Genomic DNA, 20,135 nt, shown 5'->3' with positions numbered 1-20,135 from the left:
ACGGGCCTCCGGGCCCTGCGCCGCGCGAAAAAACAGCGAAACTCAAAATCTTCCAGAGCGGCCGACAGGCGGCACGGTCCTCCGTCAGTTGACATTAGCGGGTGGAGACGGTCAAAGACAATGCCTTTTTCCACACGCCGCAGTTGCGGATCAAAGATAGTCCGCGCGACTGAGGCCATATTTGGCCATCTTCTCGTTCAAGGTACGCCGCGGAAGGCAAAGCTCTTCCATCACCGCCGCAATCGAGCCCTTGTGCCGCCGCATCGTGTTGTCGATCAGCATGCGCTCGAAAGCCTCAACATATTCTTTCAGCGGCTTGCCTTCGGTCGTCATCACCGGCTGGCTGGCCTCGTTATCGGCCATCAGAAGGCTCGCGATGGTGCCCGAGCCGCGCCGGTTCTGCAGCACCGCGCGTTCGGCGATGTTGATCAGCTGGCGCACATTGCCCGGCCAGGGCGCCTGCATCAGCTGGGCGGCTTCCTGCGCGGTCACCTCGGGCGCGTCGCAGCCGTATTCCTCGGCGAACTGGTCGCTCAGCCGGTTGAACAGCGTCAGGATATCCTCGCCGCGATTGCGAAGCGGCGGCAGGGTGATCTTCATCGCCGCCAGCCGGTAGAACAGATCCGGCCGCAGCATGTCCTCGACGGTCTTGTCCTGCTCCTGCAGGTTCGAGACGGCGATGATCCGGGTTTCGGCGGGGCTCCCCTGCTCGTTGATGAACGTCAGCAGGCGGGCCTGCAGCGTCGGCGACAGCGCCTCGATATCCTCGAGGCACAGCGTTCCGCCTCGGGCTTCCTCGACCGCCGGAAGCGTGGTCGAGCCATCTTCGATCGGCCCGAAAAGCCGCGCGGTCAGCGCCTCGGGATCGAAGGCGGCACAGGCGATCTGGACGAATTTGCGCCCGGCACGCGGCCCCACCGCATGGAGCGCGTGGGCAACCAGCGTCTTGCCGGTGCCGGTCTCGCCGTCGATCAGCACATGGCCGTCGGCCTGACCCAGATCGAGAATGTCCTCGCGCAGCCGCTCCATCACCGCCGAGGACCCGATCAGCTTCTTGACCAGCACGGTGCCGTCGCCCAGTTCGCGCCGCAGCGCCCGGTTGTCGAGCGCCAGCCGCCGGGTCTGGCTGGCCCGCTTGGCCAGTTCGGTCATGCGGTCGGGATTAAACGGCTTTTCCATGAAGTCGAAGGCACCGATCCGCATCGCCTCGACCGCCATCGGCACATCGCCATGGCCGGTTATCATGATGACCGGCAGCGTCGAATCCTGGCTCATCAGCCGTTTCAGGAAGGTGATACCGTCCATTCCCGGCATCTTGATGTCGGTCACGACGACGCCCGGATAGTCAGGCCCGATCTCTTTCAGCGCATCCTCGGCCCGGGCATAGGTGGCGGTTTCGAATCCGCTCAGGGCCAGCCACTGGCTGATCGACTGACGCATGTCCTGTTCGTCATCGACGATGGCGATCTTCATGGCCTGAGGCATGTGCTGCTCACTCCGCGGCTTCTTTGTCCTGGTTCAATATGGGAAGCTGCACCTCGAAGACAGCCCCCTCTTCGCGCGCATTGCGGGCGGTCAGGCGGCCGCCAAGGTCGGCAACGATCCCCGACGAAATGGCGAGCCCCAGCCCGACGCCGTCCCCGGGTTGCTTGGTGGTGTAGAAGGGTTCGAACAGCCTGTCGATGTCCTCGATCCCGTGACCGTTGTCGCGCACGGTCAGCGTCGCGGTCTCGCCCGACGACAGGATCAGGTCGATCTGCGGCACCGGGCTTTCGCGGGTCGCATCGAGCGCGTTGCGCAAAAGGTTGATGATGACCTGTTCCAGCCGGATGCGGTCGGCCATCACCATCACCGGCTCGCGCGGCAGCGACCGGGTGATCGTCACCTTCCGCCGCTTGAGCTGCGGCTCCATCATCGACAGCGCGCCAGAGACGCAAGACCGCATGTCGAGCGGCTCGAAGGCGTCGCCGCCCTTCCGGGCATAGCTTTTAAGCTGGCGGGTAATGGCGCCCATCCGCTCGATCAGATCGTCGATCCGCTGGAACGAGGACAGCGCCTCGTCGGGGCGCTTGCGCTGCAACAGCAGGCGCGCGCCCGCCAGATAGGTCTTCATCGCAGCGAGCGGCTGGTTCAGCTCGTGGCTGATTGCGGCCGACATCTCGCCCAGCGCAGCCAGCTTCGAGCTTTGCTCCAGGGTCTGCTCGGCCACCTCGAGGTTCTTCTCGGCGCGCTCGCGTTCGGCGATCTCGCGCTGAAGGCGCGCGTTCAGCTCGCGCAACTCGACGGTTTCGCGCTGATAGCCCAGCGATTTCATCTGCGCCCGGCGCGACAGCAGGTAGAAGGACAGCGCCAGCAGCATGGCAAAGCCCATGATCTCGAGCGCGAGCACGGCATTCACCTTGTCGCGGATCGAGACATAGGGGGTGAACGAGATGATGCGCCAGCCGCGGAACGGAATCCGCGCCTCGTTGCGCATCACCGCCTCGCCCATCACATAGGCATCGGGCGGCAGCGCGCCCCAGTCGGCGGTCGCCTGGATGGCACGCGCCACGGCCGAGGGCGCCGAGCGCGCGTCGAGCGCCTCATTGACCAGCCGCCCGCGCCAGCGCGGTTCGGTGGCGAGGATGATCTGTCCCTCGCTGTCGGTCACGATCACCGCATCCGAGATGCCCGCCCAGCTTTGTTCGAACTTCGCCAGATCGACGCCCACGACGATTACCCCCGCCTTCTTGCGGTCGACCGTGATGGCGCGCGAATAGGTGAAGGTGAAATTCCCCGCCTCGGCCCGCGAGGTGATGAAGACGGTATCGTTCGACCTGAGCGCCTCGACATAGAAAGGGGCAGACCGCAGATTGGTGCCGATGGTCGAGCGGTCGGTGGCGGCCACCACCCGCCCGGTATCGTCCAGAAGCTGCAGCGAGGCGGCACCGATTTCATCGACATAGGAAATCAGCAACTGCGAGCTTTGCGAGAAGTCGACATTCTCCAGCGCGCGAATCAACGTGGGGTCGCGGGACAGCAGCAGCGGCACCACCGAGGCGCGCTGCAACTCGCTGACCACGTTCCCGGAATAGAGCGCCATCCGCACCTGCGCCCGGCTGCGCGTGCTTTCGGTGAAACGGTCGGTCAGCCATGTATTTGTGGTCCAGACCGTCGCGACCGCAATCAGGATCAGAACGCAGACCGCAAGGCGCACGATCCACACCCCCCGCAGGGGATATGCGGACCGATAGGGGCTGCGCGAGGGACCGGACATGCCGGCAAATTACGCTTGCGCGAAGGAACGCTCAAGCGGCGCGGGGTCACGCCGGGACGAGTGCGCCCAGAAGCGAGCGGAAAAGCGCCGCCCCGTCGGTATTGCCATGGGCGGGTTCCGCCGCCCGTTCGGGATGCGGCATCAGGCCCAGAACCCGGCGGTTTTCCGACAGGATGCCGGCGATGTCGGCGGTCGCGCCGTTGATCGGTTCGGCATAGGTGAAGGCGATGCGGTCCTCGGCCCTCAGACGCGCCACCAGATCGGCATCGGCCACATAGTTTCCGTCGTGATGCGCGACCGGAATGGCGATCTGCTGTCCCTTGGCATAGCCCGCGGTAAAGGCGCTGTCGGCGGTCTCGACCGTCAGCGGAACCGGCCTGCAGACGAACTTGAGACCGGCATTGCGCATCAGTGCGCCCGGCAGCACGCCGGTTTCGGTCAGCACCTGAAAGCCGTTGCAGACCCCCAGCGCATAGCCGCCGCGCGCGGTATGCTCGATCACCGCGCGGGTAATCGGCGAGCGCGCTGCGATGGCGCCGCAGCGCAGATAGTCGCCAAAGGAAAACCCGCCCGGAATGCCCACCACATCGACGCCCTCGGGCAGCGCGCTGTCCTTGTGCCAGACCATGGTGACCTCGGCGCCCGCGTTGCGGAAGGCCATGGCAAGGTCGCGGTCGCAGTTCGACCCGGGGAAGACGAGAACGGCGGCTTTCATGGGCGGATTCCTCTCTGGCGGCTCTCAGGCGAGAAAATTGGTGATCACGGCAACGCCGGGCGGTGCGGGGGCATCGAAGGCGGCCAGTTCGCCACTGGCCTCGGTCAGCTTCACACGCCGCCCGATCAGCGGCGTCAGGTCCACGTGCCCGCCGTCGATCAGCGACAGCAGCGAGGGATACTTCCAGGCCGCCATGCCGCGGGTGCCGTAAACGGCCAGCTGGCCGGAATAGACCGCATCCATCGGCAGCGCCATGGTGGTGTTCTTGCCGGTCGGCATGCCGACCTGAACCATCCGCCCCAGCTTGCGCAGCGATTTCATGGCGCCGATGGTGGTCTCGGGGATGCCCAGCGCCTCGATCGCCACATGGGCGCCGCCGCCGGTAATGTCGCGCACGGCCTCGGCCGGGTCCCCGGCGCGCGCGTCGATCGCCGCATCGGCGCCCAGCGCGACCGCGTAATTCAGCTTGTCGGGCACGACGTCGACGACCGCGACCCGCGCACCCAGCGCCCGGCCCAGCAGCAGCGCCGAGATCCCGACCCCGCCGCCGCCGAAGATCGCCAGCCATTCGCCCGGCCGCAGCGCGGCGCGCCCGGTCAGCGCCTGCCAGGCCGTCGTCACCCGACAGCCCAGCGCAGCAGCCAGCGCCGGGTCCATGGTTTCGGGCAGCGGCGTCAGGTTGGTATCGGCAAAGGGCACCGCGATCAGTTCCGCGAAGGCGCCGGCCTGGGTGAAGCCCGGCAGCACCTGATGCGCACAGATCGTCTGATGCCCCGAGGCGCAGTCGGCGCAATGTCCGCAGGCCAGGATGAAGGGCGCGATGACCCGGTCGCCGACCTGCCAGCGGGTCACCCCGGGCCCGACCTCTTCGACCACGCCGCAATATTCGTGACCCGGGATCAGCGGCAGCGACACGTCCGGGTCGGCACCTGTCCAGGAATGCCAGTCGGACCGGCAGATGCCGCAGGCCAGGACCTTCAGGACCACCCCATCCTTGGGACAGTCCGGGTCGTCGACCTTCGAGACCTCCAGCGGCTTGCGCCAGCCGGTGAGGACCGCGGCCCGCATCGCTCAGACGATCTCGATGTCGTAGCGTTCGATCACCGTATTCGCGAGCAGCTTCTCGCACATCTCGCGCACCCGCGCCTCGGCCGCCGTCCGGTCGGTCGCGTCCAGATCGAGGTCGATCACCTTGCCCTGCCGGACCCCGCCGACGCCCTCGAAACCAAGCGTCCCCAGCGCGTGGCGCACGGCCTCGCCCTGCGGGTCGAGCACGCCGTCCTTCAGCATGACATGAACGCGGGCCTTCATCGGGTGGTCCTTCCTTGGATTGTCCTGGTGCTGTCCCCGCGCCCGGCGCGGGCACCGGGCGCGGTCTTTGGGGGCCGTCTGTCGCGGCGGGCGCGCGGCCCGCCGTCAGTCGCGCCGGGGCCGCGCGCCCCGCACGCTGCGTCTGGGATCGTGTTCGGTGGAACCCTGTGATGACACAAGCCGAACACGCTTACCCTTTCAATTGATCAGGGTCGGCTTGCTGGGATGCGCGACATTGGTGGGCAGCACCCCCAGACGCTTGGCCACCTCGGTATAGGCATCGGTCAGCGAGCCCAGATCGCGGCGGAACACGTCCTTGTCCAGATGCTGGCCGGTCTTGACATCCCAGAGCCGACAGCTGTCGGGGCTGATCTCGTCGGCCACCACCAGGCGCATGAAATCGCCTTCCCAGATCCGGCCGATCTCGATCTTGAAATCGACCAGCTTGATGCCGACCGCGACCATGATCCCCGAGAGGAAGTCATTGACCCGCAGCGCCAGCGCCACGATGTCGTCCAGATCCTGCTGACCGGCCCAGCCGAAGGCGATGATGTGTTCCTCGGTGACCAGCGGGTCGCCCAGCCCGTCATCCTTGTAGTAGAATTCGATGATCGGGCGCGGCAGCTGGGTGCCTTCCTCGATCCCGAGCCGCTTGGACATCGAGCCCGCAGCGATGTTGCGCACGACCACTTCCAGCGGGATGATCTCGACCTGGCGGATCAGCTGTTCGCGCATGTTGATGCGCTTGATGAAGTGCGTCGGCACCCCGATCGCGTTCAGCCCGGTCATGAAGAATTCGGACAGGCGGTTGTTCAACACGCCCTTGCCCTCGATCACGTCATGCTTCTCGGCGTTGAACGCGGTGGCGTCGTCCTTGAAATACTGCACCAGCGTTCCCGGCTCGGGTCCTTCGTAGAGAATCTTCGCCTTGCCTTCGTAGATCTTCTTCCGACGTGCCATGGAAACTCCGAATGCGATTGGCGCGGGTGGCAGAGGTGCGCCCGCGCGATTTGACGCGCTTGTAGTCCAAGCCGCGCCCTGCCGCAAGGCGGCTGCGCGGTCGCGGCAGCCTGCCGCCTTGCGGTTGCGAGGGTCCGAAGGCGCCGCGCGGTCTTGCCGCGAGGCCCCGCCCCTGCCAACGTGTCTCTAGGCAGACGGAGGAAGTTCCCTTAAATGGCATGCACCGCAGGAATTCCACGACGGGGGGAAGAGAAATGACCACGTTCGACGACCGCGAACTTGCTTTCGAAAACAAGTTCGCCCACGATTCCGAACTTCAGTTCAAGGCCGAGGCACGGCGCAACAAGCTGCTGGGCCTCTGGGCCGCCGAACTGATGGGTCTGAGCGAGGAAGCGTCGCTCGACTATGCGAAGCAGGTCGTTAAGGCCGATTTCGAAGAGGCGGGCGACGAAGACGTTTACCGCAAGGTGTCGTCCGATCTCGGCAGCCGGGTCGACGAACCCACGCTGCGCGCCAAGATGGCCGAGCTGATGGTTCTGGCCAAGGAACAGATCATGAGCGAATCCTGAGCCCGGAGGCGCCTGCCCCGGCAGGCGCGCGCCCCGGACCCTCGATCCGCCGCCGGTCCCGGTGGGATGACTGCCCAGCCGGGCCGCTTCAAATGCATGAGGACCCCCAAGATGACTGACGCCCTTTCCCGTTTGCTCGCCGAGCGCGACTGGCTGATGGCCGATGGCGCGACGGGGACCACCTTGTTCAACATGGGGCTGAGCTCGGGCGAGGCACCCGAATTCTGGAATGCCGACGAGCCCGACAAGATCCGCGCGCTTTACCGGGGCTCTGTCGAGGCCGGGTCGGACATCTTCCTGACCAACAGCTTCGGCGGCAATGCCTCGCGGCTGCGTCTGCACGAGGCCCAGGACCGGGTGCACGAGCTGAACCGGCTGGCGGGTGCGCTGGCGCGCGAGGTGGCCGATGCCGCCGGACGGCCGGTTGTCGTGGCGGGCTCGGTCGGGCCGACCGGCGAAATCATGGAACCGATGGGGCCGCTCTCCTATACGCGCGCGGTCGAGATCTTCCATGAGCAGGCCGAGGGGCTGAAAGAGGGAGGCGTCGATCTGCTTTGGGTCGAGACGATCAGCGCTCCCGACGAATACCGCGCTGCCGCCGAGGCCTCCAAACTTGCCGGCATGCCCTGGTGCGGCACGATGAGCTTCGACACTGCCGGGCGCACGATGATGGGCATGACCTCGGCGGGGCTGGCCGAGCTGGTCGAGAAACTGCCCCACAAGCCGCTTGCTTTCGGGGCCAATTGCGGCGTCGGCGCGTCGGACCTTTTGCGCACCGTGCTGGGCTTTGCCGCCGCCGGGACCGAATGGCCGATCATCGCCAAGGGCAATGCGGGCATCCCGAAATATGTGGACGGGCATATCCATTATGACGGCACGCCCGAGCTGATGGCCGATTACGCCGTGCTGGCCCGCGATTGCGGCGCCACCATCATCGGCGGCTGCTGCGGCACCACGCCCGAACATCTGCAGGCGATGCGTGCAGCGCTCGAAACCCGCCCGCGCGGCCCGCGCCCCAGCCTTGACGAAATCACCGACCGGCTGGGCGGGTTCTCGTCGGCCTCGGACGGCACCGGCGACGGTGAAGGCCCGGCCCGCGCCCCGCGCCGGCGCCGCCGCGGCTGAGACAAACCCCGGGCATTGCCGCAATGCCCGGCTCCCCATGCCCCTCCAGACGGTTGCGACGGGAATTTCTTCCGCGATCAGAACAGAGAAAGCTGATCTCCCGCCCGGGGCGGCACCCGGAAAAGCGCGGTTGAAAGCTCGGGCTGCGCGGTTGCCAGGCCCAGCCGGGCCACGGCCAGCCGGAACCGCTGCGCCACGATCTCGGCATAGGGCCCCTCGCCCCGCATCCGGCGCCCCCAGTCGGGGCTGTAGATCTCGCCGCCATGCATCTCGCGCAGCCGTGCCAGCACCCGCGCCGCCCGGTCGGAACAGTGCCGGGCCAGCCAGTCGGAGAAAAGCGGCCCGACCTCGCGCGGAAGGCGCAGCATGATCCAGCTGGCAGCCCCCGCCCCGGCCGCCGCCGCCCGCGCCAGAATCGCCTCGAGCTCGGGATCGGTCAGCGCCGGGATCACCGGCGCCACCATCACCCTTACCGGCACCCCCGCCGCGGCCAGGCTCTCGATGGTCTGCAACCGCCGCTCGGGCGCGGGCGCGCGCGGCTCCAACCTGCGCGAAAGATCCCGGTCGAGCGTCGTCACCGAAATGCCGACCCGCACCAGCTCCAGCTCGGCCAGTTCCGCCAGCAGGTCGAGAACGCGCTCGATCAGCGCGCCCTTGGTGACCACCGCCACCGGATGGCGGAAATCGCGCAACACCTCCAGAAGCCCGCGCATCACGCGATAGCTGCGCTCGATGGGCTGATAGGGGTCGGTATTGGTGCCGATGGCCAGCGTCGCGGGCCGGTAGCCTCGGCGCGACAGCTCTTCTGCCAGCACCCTTGGCGCCTCGGGCCGGGCGATCAGCCGGGATTCGAAATCGAGCCCCGGCGACAGACCCAGCCAGGCATGGCTCGGCCGGGCAAAGCAGTAGATGCAGCCATGTTCGCAGCCGCGATAGGGATTCACCGACCGGTCGAAGGGCACATCGGGCGAGCTGTTGCGGGTGATCGCCGAACGCGGCCGCTCGACCCGCGTCTCAGTCCGCAGCGGCGGCGGCGCCTCGCCCGGGTCCCAGCCGTCATCCTCGGGCGTGACCGCCAGTCGGTCGAAGCGGTTCGCGGGGTTGCCGCTCGCCCCGCGCCCGGGCGTCGGCCCCTGCCCCGGCCCTGGCACCGGGTCGATCCTGGGGCCGGAACCGGCCGAAGACATCCGCGCGCGTGTCATGCCGCGAGACTGGAACATAAAGCGAACATATACAAGCGCCAGGCGGTGTCGGGAGCGCCGTATTTTCGCGGTCAGGTCGCTTCGGGAAGCCGGCTGGTCGCAATTCGGTAAGCCTTGGATGTGCAAACTCCCGATGAAGGGACAAGAGGGTCCGGCAGGGCGCCGGGCCCCATTGGGAGCATGAGATGGCCGAGGAAGACGACGACATCGTCCTGGCGGAGCTGCCGGATGACGAACTGGTCCCGCAGATGCAGGACGACCTTTACGACGGGCTCCGGGACGAGGTCGTCGAAGGGGTCGAGATCCTGCTGTCGCGCGGCTGGGCGCCCTACCGGGTGCTGACCGAGGCGCTGGTCTCGGGCATGACCGTCGTCGGCCATGATTTCCGCGATGGCATCCTCTTCGTGCCCGAGGTGCTGCTGGCGGCCAATGCCATGAAGGGCGGAATGCAGCTCCTCAAGCCGCTTCTGGCGGAAACCGGCGCGCCGCGCATGGGCAAGATGGTGATCGGCACCGTCAAGGGCGACATCCACGACATCGGCAAGAACCTCGTCGCGATGATGATGGAAGGCGCCGGGTTCGAGGTGGTCGATCTGGGCATCAACACCGATATCGACCGCTATCTGGTCGCTCTCGAAACCGAACAGCCCGACATTCTGGGCATGTCGGCGCTGCTGACCACCACCATGCCCTACATGAAGATCGTCATCGACACGATGGCCGAAAAGGGCATCCGCGACGATTACATCGTGCTGGTGGGCGGGGCGCCGCTGAACGAGGAATTCGGCCGCGCCATCGGCGCCGACGCCTATTGCCGCGATGCGGCCGTGGCGGTCGAGACCGCAAAGACCTTCGTCGCCCGCAAGCACAACAGCGCCGCGGCGGGCTGAGCCGCGCGGTCGAAACACGCAGCGCGTCGGTCCAGATGGCCAGGCCCCGGAGGACGCCGAAACCGTCCCGCCCCAGACCGGGCCCAGGTCCCAGGGCAGGGGATGTACGACCGCCGGGCGACGCCATCGGCGCCGGGCGATGGCGTCGCTCGGCACCCGGCGAACCGGCCGTACCGTTTCAGCTGGGTGTACGATCCGAACGGAGGTCTCGAAACGAACGGGCGGGTTCTCCCAAACCCGCCCGCCGCGCGAAAGCCGGTGCGCCTACCCCCCGGAAACGCCTGGAGCGCCCCCGTGCCGGCAATCGCTGCAGCGCCCGATCCTCCCCCGGGTCGGCCGCTGCCTGTCGTCTCTATCTGCCCCGCAGCCCCGCCCCTGCTGGGCAGGGGCACAGGTCTTTTGCGCTGACCCTGTCCTGGCGAGGCTTGTCGGAGCCACGCTTTTCGGAACGGGCCATTCGCCGGCCGCAAGGCCAATCGTCGCGAAGAACCCGATCGGACACCGCCAGATCGAAACCATGCACCGCGTTCATGGCCGTTCTCCGGGCATGCCCCCTGAAGGTCGCTCCGCACCGATTACTGACACATGGCGGCGTTCCGACCTCGGCCCCGAGCGGATGCGGCCCGGTCAAGATGCCGTAACGCAACGTAACACGAGAGCGAGCAAAAGACCAGAACTGACTGACTTTATTTAATTATTCCAAATCCTTAAAGCCAACTCCCCAACACGCCTTGCCGAGCTCTCGGCTCTGCCCCACATCGGTAACGAAAGGAGACGTCATGCCTGTCCGTCGTCTTGCCCTGCTTCTGACTGCTGTGATCGGGGCCGCTGGCCTGACCGTATGGCTGGCCGCGCTTCTGCCCGTCAGCGGGGTCGCATGGCTTCTGCCGCTGGCGCTGGCCGCCGCTGTGGGACTGCGCCTGCTGCAGAGGCGGCGGTGAGCGCGCCCGACGACCGCAGCCTGACCGAGACCGGCCTGCCGCCCAACGGCATGGGACGGGTTCTGGTGATCGGCTGCGGCGCGCTCGCCCACGAGATCCTGGCACTGAAGCGGCTGAATGGCTGGGACCATCTGGACCTGACCTGCCTGCCCGCGATCTGGCACAACCACCCCGACCGCATTGCCCCCGGGCTCCGCACGCTGGTCGAGCGGCACCGCGCCGCCTATCCCACGATCCTTGTCGCCTATGCCGATTGCGGCACTGGCGGCGGTCTGGCCCGCACCTGTGCCGAGCTTGGGGTCGAAATGATGGAGGGCCCGCATTGCTATGCCTTCTTCGAAGGCCAGGCCGCTTTCGCCGCCCGCGCAAGCGGGGAAATCGACGCCTTCTACCTCACCGATTTCCTGACCCGGCAGTTCGACGCCTTCGTCTGGCGCCCGCTCGGGCTTGATCGCCACCCCGAACTCGCGCCGCTTTACTTTGGTAATTACCGAAGCCTCGTCTATCTGGCCCAGACCGAGGATGCCGCGCTCGACCGGCAGGCAGCGGCCTGCGCCGCGCGCCTCGGGCTTGCCTACGAGCGGCGGCCCACGGGCTATGGCGATCTGGCGGCGTTCCTGGCCGGGCGCGGCTGAGCCGGGCTATTTCGGCGGGATCGAATAGGTCAGGCTGGCCCGGGCCACGATCTCGTCGCTGCCGTCAGAGCGGATCATCGCATCGCCCACCGCCAGCACCCGGCCCAGCTTCAAAAGCCGCGCCTCGCAGATCAGGTCGCGCCCGGCGGCGGGCTTGCGCATGAAGTCGATCGAACAATTGGTGGTGACGGCCAGCGCCTTCGGCCCGATCATAGCCAGCACCGCCAGATAGATCCCCACATCGGCCAGCGCGAACATCGACGGTCCCGACACCGTGCCCCCCGGCCGCAAGTGCCGGTCCGTCACGGCAAGCCGCACCCGCACCCGCATCGGCGCGACCTCCTCGACGACGAACTCTTCGCCCACCTGCGGAAACGCGCTCAGCAGAAAGGCGGTCAGCGCCGCCACGTCCATCACTGGCTGCATGGGCTTTTCCCTCCTCCCGTTCCGCCCTAGTCTTCGCCGCCTGAGGGAGGAGACACAAGATGACCGAGATCCTGTTACGCGACGACACCCGCGGCGTGGCCATCCTGACGATGAACGCGCCCGAGCGGCTGAACGCGCTGTCCGACGCGATGCTGGCCGCGCTGCAGGACCAGATCGACGCGCTGGCCAAGGACCGCGAGACCCGGGTGGTGATCCTGAAGGGCGCGGGCAAGGCGTTCTGCGCGGGTCATGACCTGAAGGAGATGCAGGCCGGGCGTCAGGCGCTTGATGGCGGCAGGGCCTATTTCGCCGACCTCTTCGCACGCTGCGCGCGGGTGATGACGGGGCTCATGCGCCTGCCTCAACCGGTAATCGCGGCGCCGCATGGCATCGCCACCGCCGCAGGGTGCCAGCTGGTGGCGTCCTGCGATCTGGCGGTCGCGGCAGAGGGCACGCGATTTGGGGTGAACGGGGTCAATATCGGGCTTTTCTGTTCGACGCCGATGGTCGCCCTGACCCGCACCATCCCGCGCAAGCATGCCTTCGAGATGCTGACCACGGGCCAGTTCGTTGACACCGGCCGGGCCGAGGCTCTGGGGCTCATCAACCGCGCAGTTCCAGCGGACATGCTGGACGATGCGGCTTGGCGTCTGGCCGAAACGCTGGCGGGCAAGTTGTCGCCTGCGCTGCGGGTGGGAAAGGGTCTTTTCTACGACCAACTGGAGCGAGGCATCGACGAGGCCTATTCCATGGCAGGCGCCGCGATGGTCGAGAACATGATGCTGTCGGAAACGGAGGAAGGCATCGGCGCCTTTCTCGAGAAACGGCCGCCAGCCTGGCAGGCCTGAGATCATGATCGGGGCCGGGCGACGTCCGCCCGGCCCTGATCCTGATCCTGTCATTCGGCCGGCACAACGCGGCCAGCGGCGGCGGCGCGCTTCTCGCGGCGCTCGCGCGAGGCTTTCAACTGCTCTTCGGTCTGGCGCAGGTTGATATAGGCGAAGGCGAGAACGAAGCCGAGGGTGCCAAGACCCAGAACGGCGTTGATCGCATCGATATCCATTGGTCGTGTCCTCTCTGTGCAAGTTGCAATGTACAAGGGATACGTGGCGCCCTCGGGACCGGATCACCGCATGGGCGGAAGAATCTGCAAATCCAAGGACATGCGGCGAAAGCCGAAGCGCAAGCCTTTGAAATAGGACAAAAAAATGGCGCGATCTCGCCGCAATCAAACGAATGTGAGCGCCGCATCCGGGACCTATCAGGCCCCCGGCGCCGGGGCGCGCCTAGCGGATCAGCAGGATCACCAGAAGCAGGAAGACCAGCATCCCGAGGATGCCGGCATGGGCGAAAACCAGGCTCGTGAGGAAAAGCCCTGTCAGGACCGCAGCCACGATGGTCGCCTGGTCGCGAAGCGACCGGGCCTCCAGCCGCGCGGAGATCTCTTCGGGCGGGCGGCGCCACCAGAGGCGGGCGACAATGGCAAAGGCCACCCGGCGGGCGGGGAGCCAGATAGCTTGCCAGAGCCGGTCATGCGAGGTCATGCCATCCTTCCTAGCAGCACCGCCCTCCCGGGGCGAGCCTCGGCACCGGCGGTCAAAGCCCGTAGATCTCGCCGAACTTGGCGTCGAGATAATCGAGAAGCGGGCCTTCGCCGGGGGCGAACCCGCAGGCCCGGCGGATCGTCTCGGCCGGTTCGTAAAGCCCGCCGGACCGCTGCACCTCGGATTTCAGCCAGGCGGTCGCGGGTTCGGCATGGCCCCGCGCCAGATCGGCATCGAGCGTGGGCACCGCGGCGCGCAGCGCCTGATACAGGCAGCCCGCATAGACATTGCCCAGCGTATAGGTCGGGAAATAGCCGAAAAGCCCCACCGACCAGTGCACATCCTGCAAGAGCCCATTGCGCGGCCGGTCGACCGCACCCCCGAAATCGGCCTCGAAGCGGGTGTTCCAGGCCTCTTCCAGATCCTCGACCTCGAGCCGCCCGGCGATCAGGTCGCGTTCCAGATCGAAGCGCAGCATGATGTGCAGGTTGTAATGCACCTCGTCCGACTCGGTGCGGATATGGCCCGAATGGACCCGGTTGACCGCCGCATAGAAGGCATCCGCGTCGGCCGCCCCCGCCGTGCCGAAGACCTCGGCCATCCGCCCGAAAAGCCAGGAGCAAAAGGCGCGACTGCGGCCAAGCTGGTTCTCGAAGATCCGGCTCTGGCTTTCATGCACCCCCATCGAGACGCCGGCCCCCAAGGGCGTCAGCCCATAGGCCGGGTCGATCCCCTGTTCATAGGCGCCATGTCCGGTCTCGTGCAGTGTGGAATAAAGCGAACCCAGCGGCTCGGTCTCGTCGACCCGGGTGGTGATCCGGACATCGGTGCCCGACCCCGAGGTGAAGGGATGAACCGAGAAATCGAGCCGCCCATGCCGCCAGTCATAGCCGAAATGCGTGGCGACCTCGCGCGACAGCGCCATCTGCCCGGCTTCGGGGAAATGGCCCGAAAGCGGTGCGGGCGCCCGGCCCGAGCCCATGATCCGTTCGCGCAGGCTCACCAGACGCGGGCGCATCCGGTCGAACATCGCGGCCAGCGCCCCCGCCGTCGCGCCGGGCTCGTAATCGTCGAGAAGCGCGTCGTAAAGATCGCCGCCCATGGCCAGCGCCGCCGCCTCTTCGCGTTTCAGCCGCACCACCTCGCGCAGCGTGGGCAGGAAATGCGCGACATCGTCGGCGGCGCGGGCCTCGGCCCAGATCCCCTGGGCGCGGCTTGTGACGCGGGCGATCTCGGCCAACAAGGTCTCGGGCAGGCGCGTCGCGCGGGTATAGCTGCGGCGGATATGGCGCATCTGCGCCCGTCCGGTCTCGTCGAGCAGGTCGTCGTCGATGGCCCCCAGCCAGTCGCCCAGACGCGGGTCGGTGCGACGGCGGTGCAGCACCGATTCCAGCGCCGCCATCTCTTCGGCCCGCTGCTGCGCGGCACCGCGCGGCATCATCGTCTCCTGGTCCCAGCCCAGCCGCATCGAGACCTGCGACAGTGCCTCGGTCTCGTGCTGGAAGGCCATCAGATCGTCAAAGGCGGTCATCGCGCGTCACCCCCGAATGGATTGCTGAACAGGATATTGCGCCAAGAACCGGGCGCGCAGCACCAGAACCCACAGAAGGACGGCGCCCACCAGATGGGTCAGCGCCATATGCCACTGGCCCGCGTAAAGCACGGACCCGACACCCAGCACCCCCTGCCCGAAGACCATCACCCCCAGCCAGTCGAAGGCGCGGCGGGTGCGGGCATGGGGGCTTTTGCGGCCGCGCAGCCAGGACGCAAGCCCCAGCAGCACGACCAGATAGCCAAGCCCGCGATGGATGAATTGCACGAGACCCGGATTGTCCCAGATGTTGCGCCAGACCGGCTCCAGCGACAGCGGCTCGGGCGGCAGGATGCCACCCGCCATCAGCGGCCAGTCGGGAAAGCCCCGCCCCTGATCGAGCGCGCCCAGCATCGCTCCGAACAGGATCTGCAGGAAGGCCAGATGCATGACCCCGGTCGCCATGCCGAAGGCGCGTCCGTCGCGGGCACGCCGCGCCTGCATCAGTTGCGCCTCGGGGCGGCGCAGCAGCATCGCGCCCCAGGCCGACAGCCCCATCCCGGCAAAGCCGAAGCCCGTCATCGCCGCCAGCCGCAGCGAGGCCGCGTCGAAGGGCGCGGGCAAAAGTCCCGCGGGCCCCATCGCCCAGTCGGCCGCGCCGATCCCGAGGATCGTGCCGCCCAGCGGCAACAGCCGCAGCGCCCAGCCCTTGGGGAGCTTGCCGAAAACCAGGAAGCCCAGATAGCCCAGCGCCCAGACCAGGGCCGCAAGCGTCCCTGCCTGGCGGATGCCCCAGTCCCACCAGTAAAGCCGCTGGAAGCCCGCAAGGTCGGTCGCACCGCCCGCCGCCGTGAAACGGTCAAAGGCGGCCGTCCATCCGGCCGGGTCCAGGGGCGGCAGCTGCCCGTAAAGCGGACCGAACCCCGGAAGGGCCGCCGGATGGCCGGTCAGCCGGGCGACGCCCGCCGCGATCAGCATGGCGGCGATCAGCACGAAGACCGAGATCAGCCACCAGGCCACGGCCCCGCGCGCGCCGCGCCGGGCGGCGCGGTCGATGGCGCCGGGCTGGACGACCGGGCGTTCCAGCGGCGCCTCGGTGCCGACCTCCTCGAAGATGCTGCGGGTCTTTGCCTTGCTGCGGGTCTTGCTCATCGGCCCCCCTCCGTCTTGCGCCGCGAGACTAGGCGGGCGGGCGCGGCGCTGCAAGTCACTCGCCGCGCCCCCTGACGCGCGTCAATTGCCGCAGCATCCCGTGCAGGATCTGCACATCGGGCCGGGTCAGCGGCATCCGGCTCCACATGTTGCGCAGCGCCAGCTTCATCCCGGGCGCCTTGGTCTCGGGAAAGAAGAAGCCCGCCTCGGACAGACGCTCTTCGTAATGCTCGGCGAGCTTCTCGACCTCCAGAAGGCTCGCAGGCTCGGCCCCCGCCATTTCCAGTCGCTCGGGCAGGACCTCGGCGGTCTGGCGGCGCCATTCATAGGCACTCAGCAGGACGCATTGCCCGAGGTTCAACGAAGCAAAGTCGGGGTTCACCGGCACCGAGACGATGGCATTGGCCCGGGCGATGTCGTCGTTTTCCAGCCCTGCCCGTTCCGGCCCGAACAAAACCGCGACGCGGCGCCCGTCGGCCAGCAGCGCACGGGTCTCTGTCATCGCCTGCTCGGGGGTCACGACGGGTTTCGTCAGACCGCGCGGCCGGGCCGTTGTGGCGAAGACATAGTCGCAATCGGCCACCGCCTCGGCGGTCGAGGGAAAGATGCCCGCATGATCCAGAAGCCGCCCCGCGCCACTGGCCAGCGCCACCGCGCGCGGATTGGGCCAGCCGTCGCGCGGATCGACCAGACGCATCCGGTCGAGCCCGAAATTCCACATCGCGCGCGCCGCCGCCCCGATATTCTCGCCCATCTGCGGGCGCACGAGGACAAAGACGGGCTGGGCTGCTGTCATGGGGCTCGCTTCCTTCAAAAACTGCGGGGTGATACGCTTTGACCGGCGAAAGGGCAAGCCAGAGGGGCGCATGGCATTCGACGAAGGATTGGCCGCAGAGTTGCGGGGCGATCTGAATGAGGCCGGGTTTGTCACCGAACGGCGGATGTTCGGCGGGCTTTGCTTTCTGCTGGAAAGCCATAAGGTCTGCGGCGCCTTCGGCGAGGCGGGGTTCTTCCGGGTCTGTCCCGACCGCGCGGCCGAGGCGCTGGCGCTGCCCGGTACGCGGCCCTTTGCGTCCTCGGGGCGGCGAATGACGGGGGTCATCTCTGTCGATGCCGATCTGATGGCCGACGACGCGCGGCGCGGGCAGATGCTGGCGCTGGCGCTGGCCTTCGTCCGGAGCCTTCCGCCCAAACAGGTTCGGCAGGCGGGCCGTAGCCAACCGGAAAAAACCCCGCTATAGCGGCGCCACGGATAAGAGGAGCCCGCAAATGGCCGAACCCGAGCGCCCGCAGATCTACCTGATCACCCCGCCCGCCTTCGATCCCGAGAGCTTCGGCCCGCGCCTGGCCGGGGTGCTGGACAGCCATGACATCGCCTGCCTGCGCCTGTCGATGGCCAGCCGCGACGAGGATCTCGTGGCCCGCGCCGCCGACGGCCTGCGCGAGATCGCCCATGAGCGCGACGTGCCGCTGGTCATCGAGACCCATGTCGGCCTGGTCGAGCGGCTGGGACTGGATGGGGTGCACCTGACCGATGGCGGGCGCAGCGTCCGCAAGGTGCGTACGCTTCTGGGGGCAGATCCGATCGTCGGCGCCTTCTGCGGGGCCTCGCGCCATGACGGCATTGGCGCGGGCGAGGGCGGGGCCGATTACATCGCCTTCGGGCCGGTCGGCGAAAGCGGGCTGGGCGATGGCAGCCGCGCCGAGGCCGATCTGTTCGCCTGGTGGTCCGAGATGATCGAGATTCCCGTGGTGGCCGAAGGCGCGCTCGATCCCGCCACGGTCGCGGCCCTGACCCCGATCACCGATTTCTTCGCCATCGGCGAGGAAATCTGGCGCGAAGAGGACGCCTCGGCTGCGCTCGGGAAACTGATCGCGGCCATGGGCTGAGGCCCCGGCAGAGGCGCGCGGCCTAGCCTGCGGCGGCGCTCCGCACCGCCGTCTCGCAGGCCAGCGCCAGCGCCTTGCGGTTTTCGGCCTCCGCCACCCGGAGCGGCGGGTGATAGACCAGCTCGACCCCGCCGGGGCGTGCCGTCGCCAGAAGCTTCAGCGCATGCGGGCCAAAGCCCATGTCGCCCCACCAGCCATAGAAGGCCGGGTCCTCGCCCTCGGGCGCGGTGTAGACGACCGTCACCGGCTGCACCCAGAGAATGTCGCGCAGGTCGGCGCCGAAGAAGGCCGCGAACAGCGTCGACTTGAAGGGCAGCACCCGGCGCCCGTCGGTCGAGGTGCCTTCGGGGAAGAAAACCAGCCGGTGCCCGGCCTTCAACCGCGTCTCGAAGAGGTCAGCCTGGGCCTTTGCCTCGCGCTTTTCGCGGGCAATGAAAACGGTTCCGGCCGCCCGCGCCAGCCAGCCGATCCCGGGCCAGTCCGCGACCTCGGCCTTCGAGACGAAATAGACCCGTCCGCCCGCGTTCAGCGCAAAGATGTCAAGCCAGGAGGCATGGTTCGCGACCAGCGCGCCGCGTTCGCGCATCGGCCGCCCCCGTCGCCGGTAGCGCATCCCGAGGATCGCCAGCGCGGCCCGGCTGACCCCTTGGGTGATCCAGGGCGTCACCGGCCGCCTCAGCCCGAAAAGCGGCCGTTCGACCAGCCGAAGCGTCAGTTTCAGCATCATGCCAACACAAAGCACCGCGATCAGCGCCCCGCCGCGCAGCGCGACCCGCAGCCAGCCCGCCGCGTCGATCGGGGGCGCCTCGGGCGGCGCGGCGCCGCGCCAGGTGCTCACCCCTGACCCCGCCCGTAGCGCGACCGGCTTTTCTCGTTCATCTTGGCGGTGTCCATCAGAAGGCACACATCGGTGGTGTTGAAGGCCCGGTCGATGAAGGCGCCCTCGCCCACGAAGCCGCCAAGCCGCAGATAGGCCTTGATCAGCGCGGGCATTGCCAGCATCGCGCGTTTGCGGTCGATCTCGGACTCGGGCATCAGGTCCATCCGCTGGAAATGCTCGGGCAGGACCCGGACCCGCAGGTCCGAAGGCGCCAGATGGCGGTGATGCAGATAGGACAGCGGCTCGGCCAGCGCCCGGGCATCGGTGCCATGAAAGCTTGCCACCCCGAACAGCACCTCGATCCCCTGGTCGAGCACGTAATCGGCCAGCCCGTTCCACAGGTGATACAGCGCGGTGCCGCCGCGATAGTCGGGATGCACGCAGGACCGGCCCAGCTCCAGCAGCCGCCGCCCCGAGGCCTTCAGCGCCGACAGGTCGTATTCGTCCTCGCTGTAGAACCGCCCGATGGCAGCCGCCCGGTCCGAGGTCAGCAACCGGTAGACCCCCACCACATGGTCAAGCGCCGCCGCGTCGCGCCTTGTGTCGATCAGGATCAGATGGTCGAAATGCGGGTCCAGATCGTCGCGTTCCAGCCGCGCCTCATGGTCCACCAGCGGCCCGTCCGCCCCCAGCTCGGCCACGAAAACCTCGTAGCGCAGGCGCTGAGCGGCCATCAGGTCGGCCTCGCCTCGGGCCAGACGAAGCTGAAAGAACTCCTCGGGCGGCTGCATCTCTTGACCCCACACCACATTGACGCCCGCTTCTAGGGCGGCACCGGCGCAAGTGCAACCGCGCGGCCTGACGCGGCCGGACCGGCAGATCGCGGCAGCGCGGGTGTTCCGGCCGCGTTAATGTCCCATTAACGATGATGGGGCAGCTTTGCGCCGTACACGTATATCAGGACTCGAAGACAGGTATGAGCTCGACCCGCGTTCCGTCGATGACGACTTTTCCGGCCTCGGTGAAATTCACCGTGATCCGCGCCCCGATGACCGATTGCACCTGGCCAAGGCCCCAGTCCGGCTGCCCCGGATGGCGGACCAGCATTCCGGGTTCGAGGATCGCGTTCATCGGGTGCATCGGCTCTGTCCTTTCCGCGGGACCGGGA

General features: G+C 67.6%; 24 protein-coding genes. 8 read left to right on the top strand and 16 right to left on the bottom strand.

The annotated features are described in order from the left end of the window. Nucleotides 1-150: 150 nt before the first annotated feature. The 6 genes from EV657_RS08115 to purC form a co-directional block, all read right to left on the bottom strand. Complete coding sequence (locus tag EV657_RS08115; RefSeq protein ID WP_113668508.1) at nucleotides 151-1,485, bottom strand: sigma-54-dependent transcriptional regulator; 1,335 nt, start codon at nucleotides 1,483-1,485, stop codon at nucleotides 151-153. Nucleotides 1,486-1,492: 7 nt separating this feature from the next. Then, a complete protein-coding gene (locus EV657_RS08110; protein WP_075785633.1) occupies nucleotides 1,493-3,256 on the bottom strand; it encodes a sensor histidine kinase in 1,764 nt (587 codons plus the stop codon). 46 nt (nucleotides 3,257-3,302) lie between these two features. Further along, complete coding sequence (gene purQ / locus EV657_RS08105) at nucleotides 3,303-3,971, bottom strand: phosphoribosylformylglycinamidine synthase subunit PurQ (RefSeq protein WP_075785632.1); 669 nt, start codon at nucleotides 3,969-3,971, stop codon at nucleotides 3,303-3,305. A gap of 24 nt (nucleotides 3,972-3,995) precedes the next feature. Further along, nucleotides 3,996-5,039 carry a zinc-dependent alcohol dehydrogenase family protein gene (locus tag EV657_RS08100; RefSeq protein WP_075785631.1) on the bottom strand — a complete coding sequence of 348 codons (1,044 nt, stop codon included), beginning with the start codon at nucleotides 5,037-5,039 and terminating at the stop codon, nucleotides 3,996-3,998. Nucleotides 5,040-5,042: 3 nt separating this feature from the next. After that, nucleotides 5,043-5,282: a phosphoribosylformylglycinamidine synthase subunit PurS gene (purS, locus tag EV657_RS08095; protein WP_075785630.1), complete on the bottom strand. Its 240-nt coding sequence runs from the start codon at nucleotides 5,280-5,282 to the stop codon at nucleotides 5,043-5,045. Between the two features lie 198 nt (nucleotides 5,283-5,480). Continuing rightward, complete coding sequence (gene purC, locus EV657_RS08090; protein ID WP_113668506.1) at nucleotides 5,481-6,242, bottom strand: phosphoribosylaminoimidazolesuccinocarboxamide synthase; 762 nt, start codon at nucleotides 6,240-6,242, stop codon at nucleotides 5,481-5,483. Between the two features lie 254 nt (nucleotides 6,243-6,496). Between purC and EV657_RS08085 the strand changes: the two genes are divergently transcribed. Together EV657_RS08085 and bmt are read left to right on the top strand one after the other, a co-directional pair. Then, on the top strand, nucleotides 6,497-6,811 hold the full coding sequence (locus tag EV657_RS08085) for a DUF1476 domain-containing protein (RefSeq protein ID WP_075785628.1): 315 nt from the start codon (nucleotides 6,497-6,499) through the stop codon (nucleotides 6,809-6,811). A 111-nt stretch (nucleotides 6,812-6,922) separates the two neighbouring features. Further along, nucleotides 6,923-7,936, top strand: coding sequence for a betaine--homocysteine S-methyltransferase (gene bmt / locus EV657_RS08080; RefSeq protein ID WP_134077595.1), 1,014 nt, complete (start codon nucleotides 6,923-6,925; stop codon nucleotides 7,934-7,936). Between the two features lie 77 nt (nucleotides 7,937-8,013). On the opposite strand, the gene EV657_RS08075 is transcribed toward bmt, so the two are convergent. Then, complete coding sequence (locus tag EV657_RS08075; RefSeq protein ID WP_243837511.1) at nucleotides 8,014-9,087, bottom strand: PA0069 family radical SAM protein; 1,074 nt, start codon at nucleotides 9,085-9,087, stop codon at nucleotides 8,014-8,016. 236 nt (nucleotides 9,088-9,323) lie between these two features. On the opposite strand from EV657_RS08075, the gene EV657_RS08070 reads away from it, so the two are divergent. The 3 genes from EV657_RS08070 (at nucleotide 9,324) to EV657_RS08065 (ending at nucleotide 11,604) form a co-directional block, all read left to right on the top strand. Further along, nucleotides 9,324-10,028 carry a corrinoid protein gene (locus EV657_RS08070; protein ID WP_075785626.1) on the top strand — a complete coding sequence of 235 codons (705 nt, stop codon included), beginning with the start codon at nucleotides 9,324-9,326 and terminating at the stop codon, nucleotides 10,026-10,028. A gap of 779 nt (nucleotides 10,029-10,807) precedes the next feature. Next, complete coding sequence (locus tag EV657_RS21545) at nucleotides 10,808-10,969, top strand: hypothetical protein (RefSeq protein WP_166673677.1); 162 nt, start codon at nucleotides 10,808-10,810, stop codon at nucleotides 10,967-10,969. A 50-nt stretch (nucleotides 10,970-11,019) separates the two neighbouring features. Continuing rightward, nucleotides 11,020-11,604, top strand: coding sequence for a DUF1638 domain-containing protein (locus EV657_RS08065; RefSeq protein WP_243837515.1), 585 nt, complete (start codon nucleotides 11,020-11,022; stop codon nucleotides 11,602-11,604). 6 nt (nucleotides 11,605-11,610) lie between these two features. On the opposite strand, the gene EV657_RS08060 is transcribed toward EV657_RS08065, so the two are convergent. After that, on the bottom strand, nucleotides 11,611-12,030 hold the full coding sequence (locus EV657_RS08060) for a PaaI family thioesterase (protein WP_134077593.1): 420 nt from the start codon (nucleotides 12,028-12,030) through the stop codon (nucleotides 11,611-11,613). A 59-nt stretch (nucleotides 12,031-12,089) separates the two neighbouring features. Here EV657_RS08060 and EV657_RS08055 point away from each other — a divergent pair, with 59 nt between their 5' ends. Then, nucleotides 12,090-12,878 (top strand): enoyl-CoA hydratase, encoded by a 789-nt coding sequence (locus EV657_RS08055; RefSeq protein WP_113668502.1) that lies wholly within the window; start codon nucleotides 12,090-12,092, stop codon nucleotides 12,876-12,878. 50 nt (nucleotides 12,879-12,928) lie between these two features. Here the strand turns inward: EV657_RS08055 and EV657_RS21540 are convergent, their stop codons facing one another. The 5 genes from EV657_RS21540 to EV657_RS08035 form a co-directional block, all read right to left on the bottom strand. After that, nucleotides 12,929-13,093, bottom strand: coding sequence for a hypothetical protein (locus tag EV657_RS21540; RefSeq protein ID WP_165828028.1), 165 nt, complete (start codon nucleotides 13,091-13,093; stop codon nucleotides 12,929-12,931). Between the two features lie 223 nt (nucleotides 13,094-13,316). After that, nucleotides 13,317-13,574 (bottom strand): hypothetical protein, encoded by a 258-nt coding sequence (locus EV657_RS08050; RefSeq protein ID WP_134077592.1) that lies wholly within the window; start codon nucleotides 13,572-13,574, stop codon nucleotides 13,317-13,319. A 52-nt stretch (nucleotides 13,575-13,626) separates the two neighbouring features. Beyond that, on the bottom strand, nucleotides 13,627-15,105 hold the full coding sequence (locus EV657_RS08045; protein WP_134077591.1) for a carboxypeptidase M32: 1,479 nt from the start codon (nucleotides 15,103-15,105) through the stop codon (nucleotides 13,627-13,629). Between the two features lie 6 nt (nucleotides 15,106-15,111). Continuing rightward, nucleotides 15,112-16,257: a COX15/CtaA family protein gene (locus EV657_RS08040; protein ID WP_134077590.1), complete on the bottom strand. Its 1,146-nt coding sequence runs from the start codon at nucleotides 16,255-16,257 to the stop codon at nucleotides 15,112-15,114. A gap of 55 nt (nucleotides 16,258-16,312) precedes the next feature. Then, nucleotides 16,313-17,053 (bottom strand): RNA methyltransferase, encoded by a 741-nt coding sequence (locus tag EV657_RS08035; protein ID WP_113668498.1) that lies wholly within the window; start codon nucleotides 17,051-17,053, stop codon nucleotides 16,313-16,315. Between the two features lie 70 nt (nucleotides 17,054-17,123). Between EV657_RS08035 and EV657_RS08030 the strand changes: the two genes are divergently transcribed. Continuing rightward, nucleotides 17,124-17,498 (top strand): TfoX/Sxy family protein, encoded by a 375-nt coding sequence (locus tag EV657_RS08030; RefSeq protein WP_166673676.1) that lies wholly within the window; start codon nucleotides 17,124-17,126, stop codon nucleotides 17,496-17,498. 28 nt (nucleotides 17,499-17,526) lie between these two features. Beyond that, entirely contained in the window at nucleotides 17,527-18,147 is a 621-nt protein-coding gene (locus tag EV657_RS08025; RefSeq protein WP_113668496.1) for a thiamine phosphate synthase, read from the top strand. Nucleotides 18,148-18,169: 22 nt separating this feature from the next. On the opposite strand, the gene olsA is transcribed toward EV657_RS08025, so the two are convergent. From olsA to EV657_RS08010, 3 genes are all read right to left on the bottom strand, one after another. Further along, the gene (gene olsA, locus EV657_RS08020; RefSeq protein WP_243837510.1) at nucleotides 18,170-18,985 is read right to left on the bottom strand and encodes a lyso-ornithine lipid O-acyltransferase; all 816 of its coding nucleotides are present in this window, start codon (nucleotides 18,983-18,985) and stop codon (nucleotides 18,170-18,172) included. Continuing rightward, a complete protein-coding gene (gene olsB / locus EV657_RS08015; protein WP_075785616.1) occupies nucleotides 18,982-19,758 on the bottom strand; it encodes an L-ornithine N(alpha)-acyltransferase in 777 nt (258 codons plus the stop codon). The genes olsA and olsB overlap by 4 nt, the downstream gene beginning before the upstream one ends. 166 nt (nucleotides 19,759-19,924) lie before the next feature. Then, a complete protein-coding gene (locus EV657_RS08010) occupies nucleotides 19,925-20,107 on the bottom strand; it encodes a DUF3553 domain-containing protein (protein WP_113668495.1) in 183 nt (60 codons plus the stop codon). Nucleotides 20,108-20,135: the final 28 nt, after the last annotated feature.

The sequence above is a fragment of the Rhodovulum visakhapatnamense genome, assembly GCF_004365965.1.
GTDB lineage: Bacteria > Pseudomonadota > Alphaproteobacteria > Rhodobacterales > Rhodobacteraceae > Rhodovulum > Rhodovulum visakhapatnamense.
This window is presented reverse-complemented; position numbering and strand designations above follow the sequence as displayed.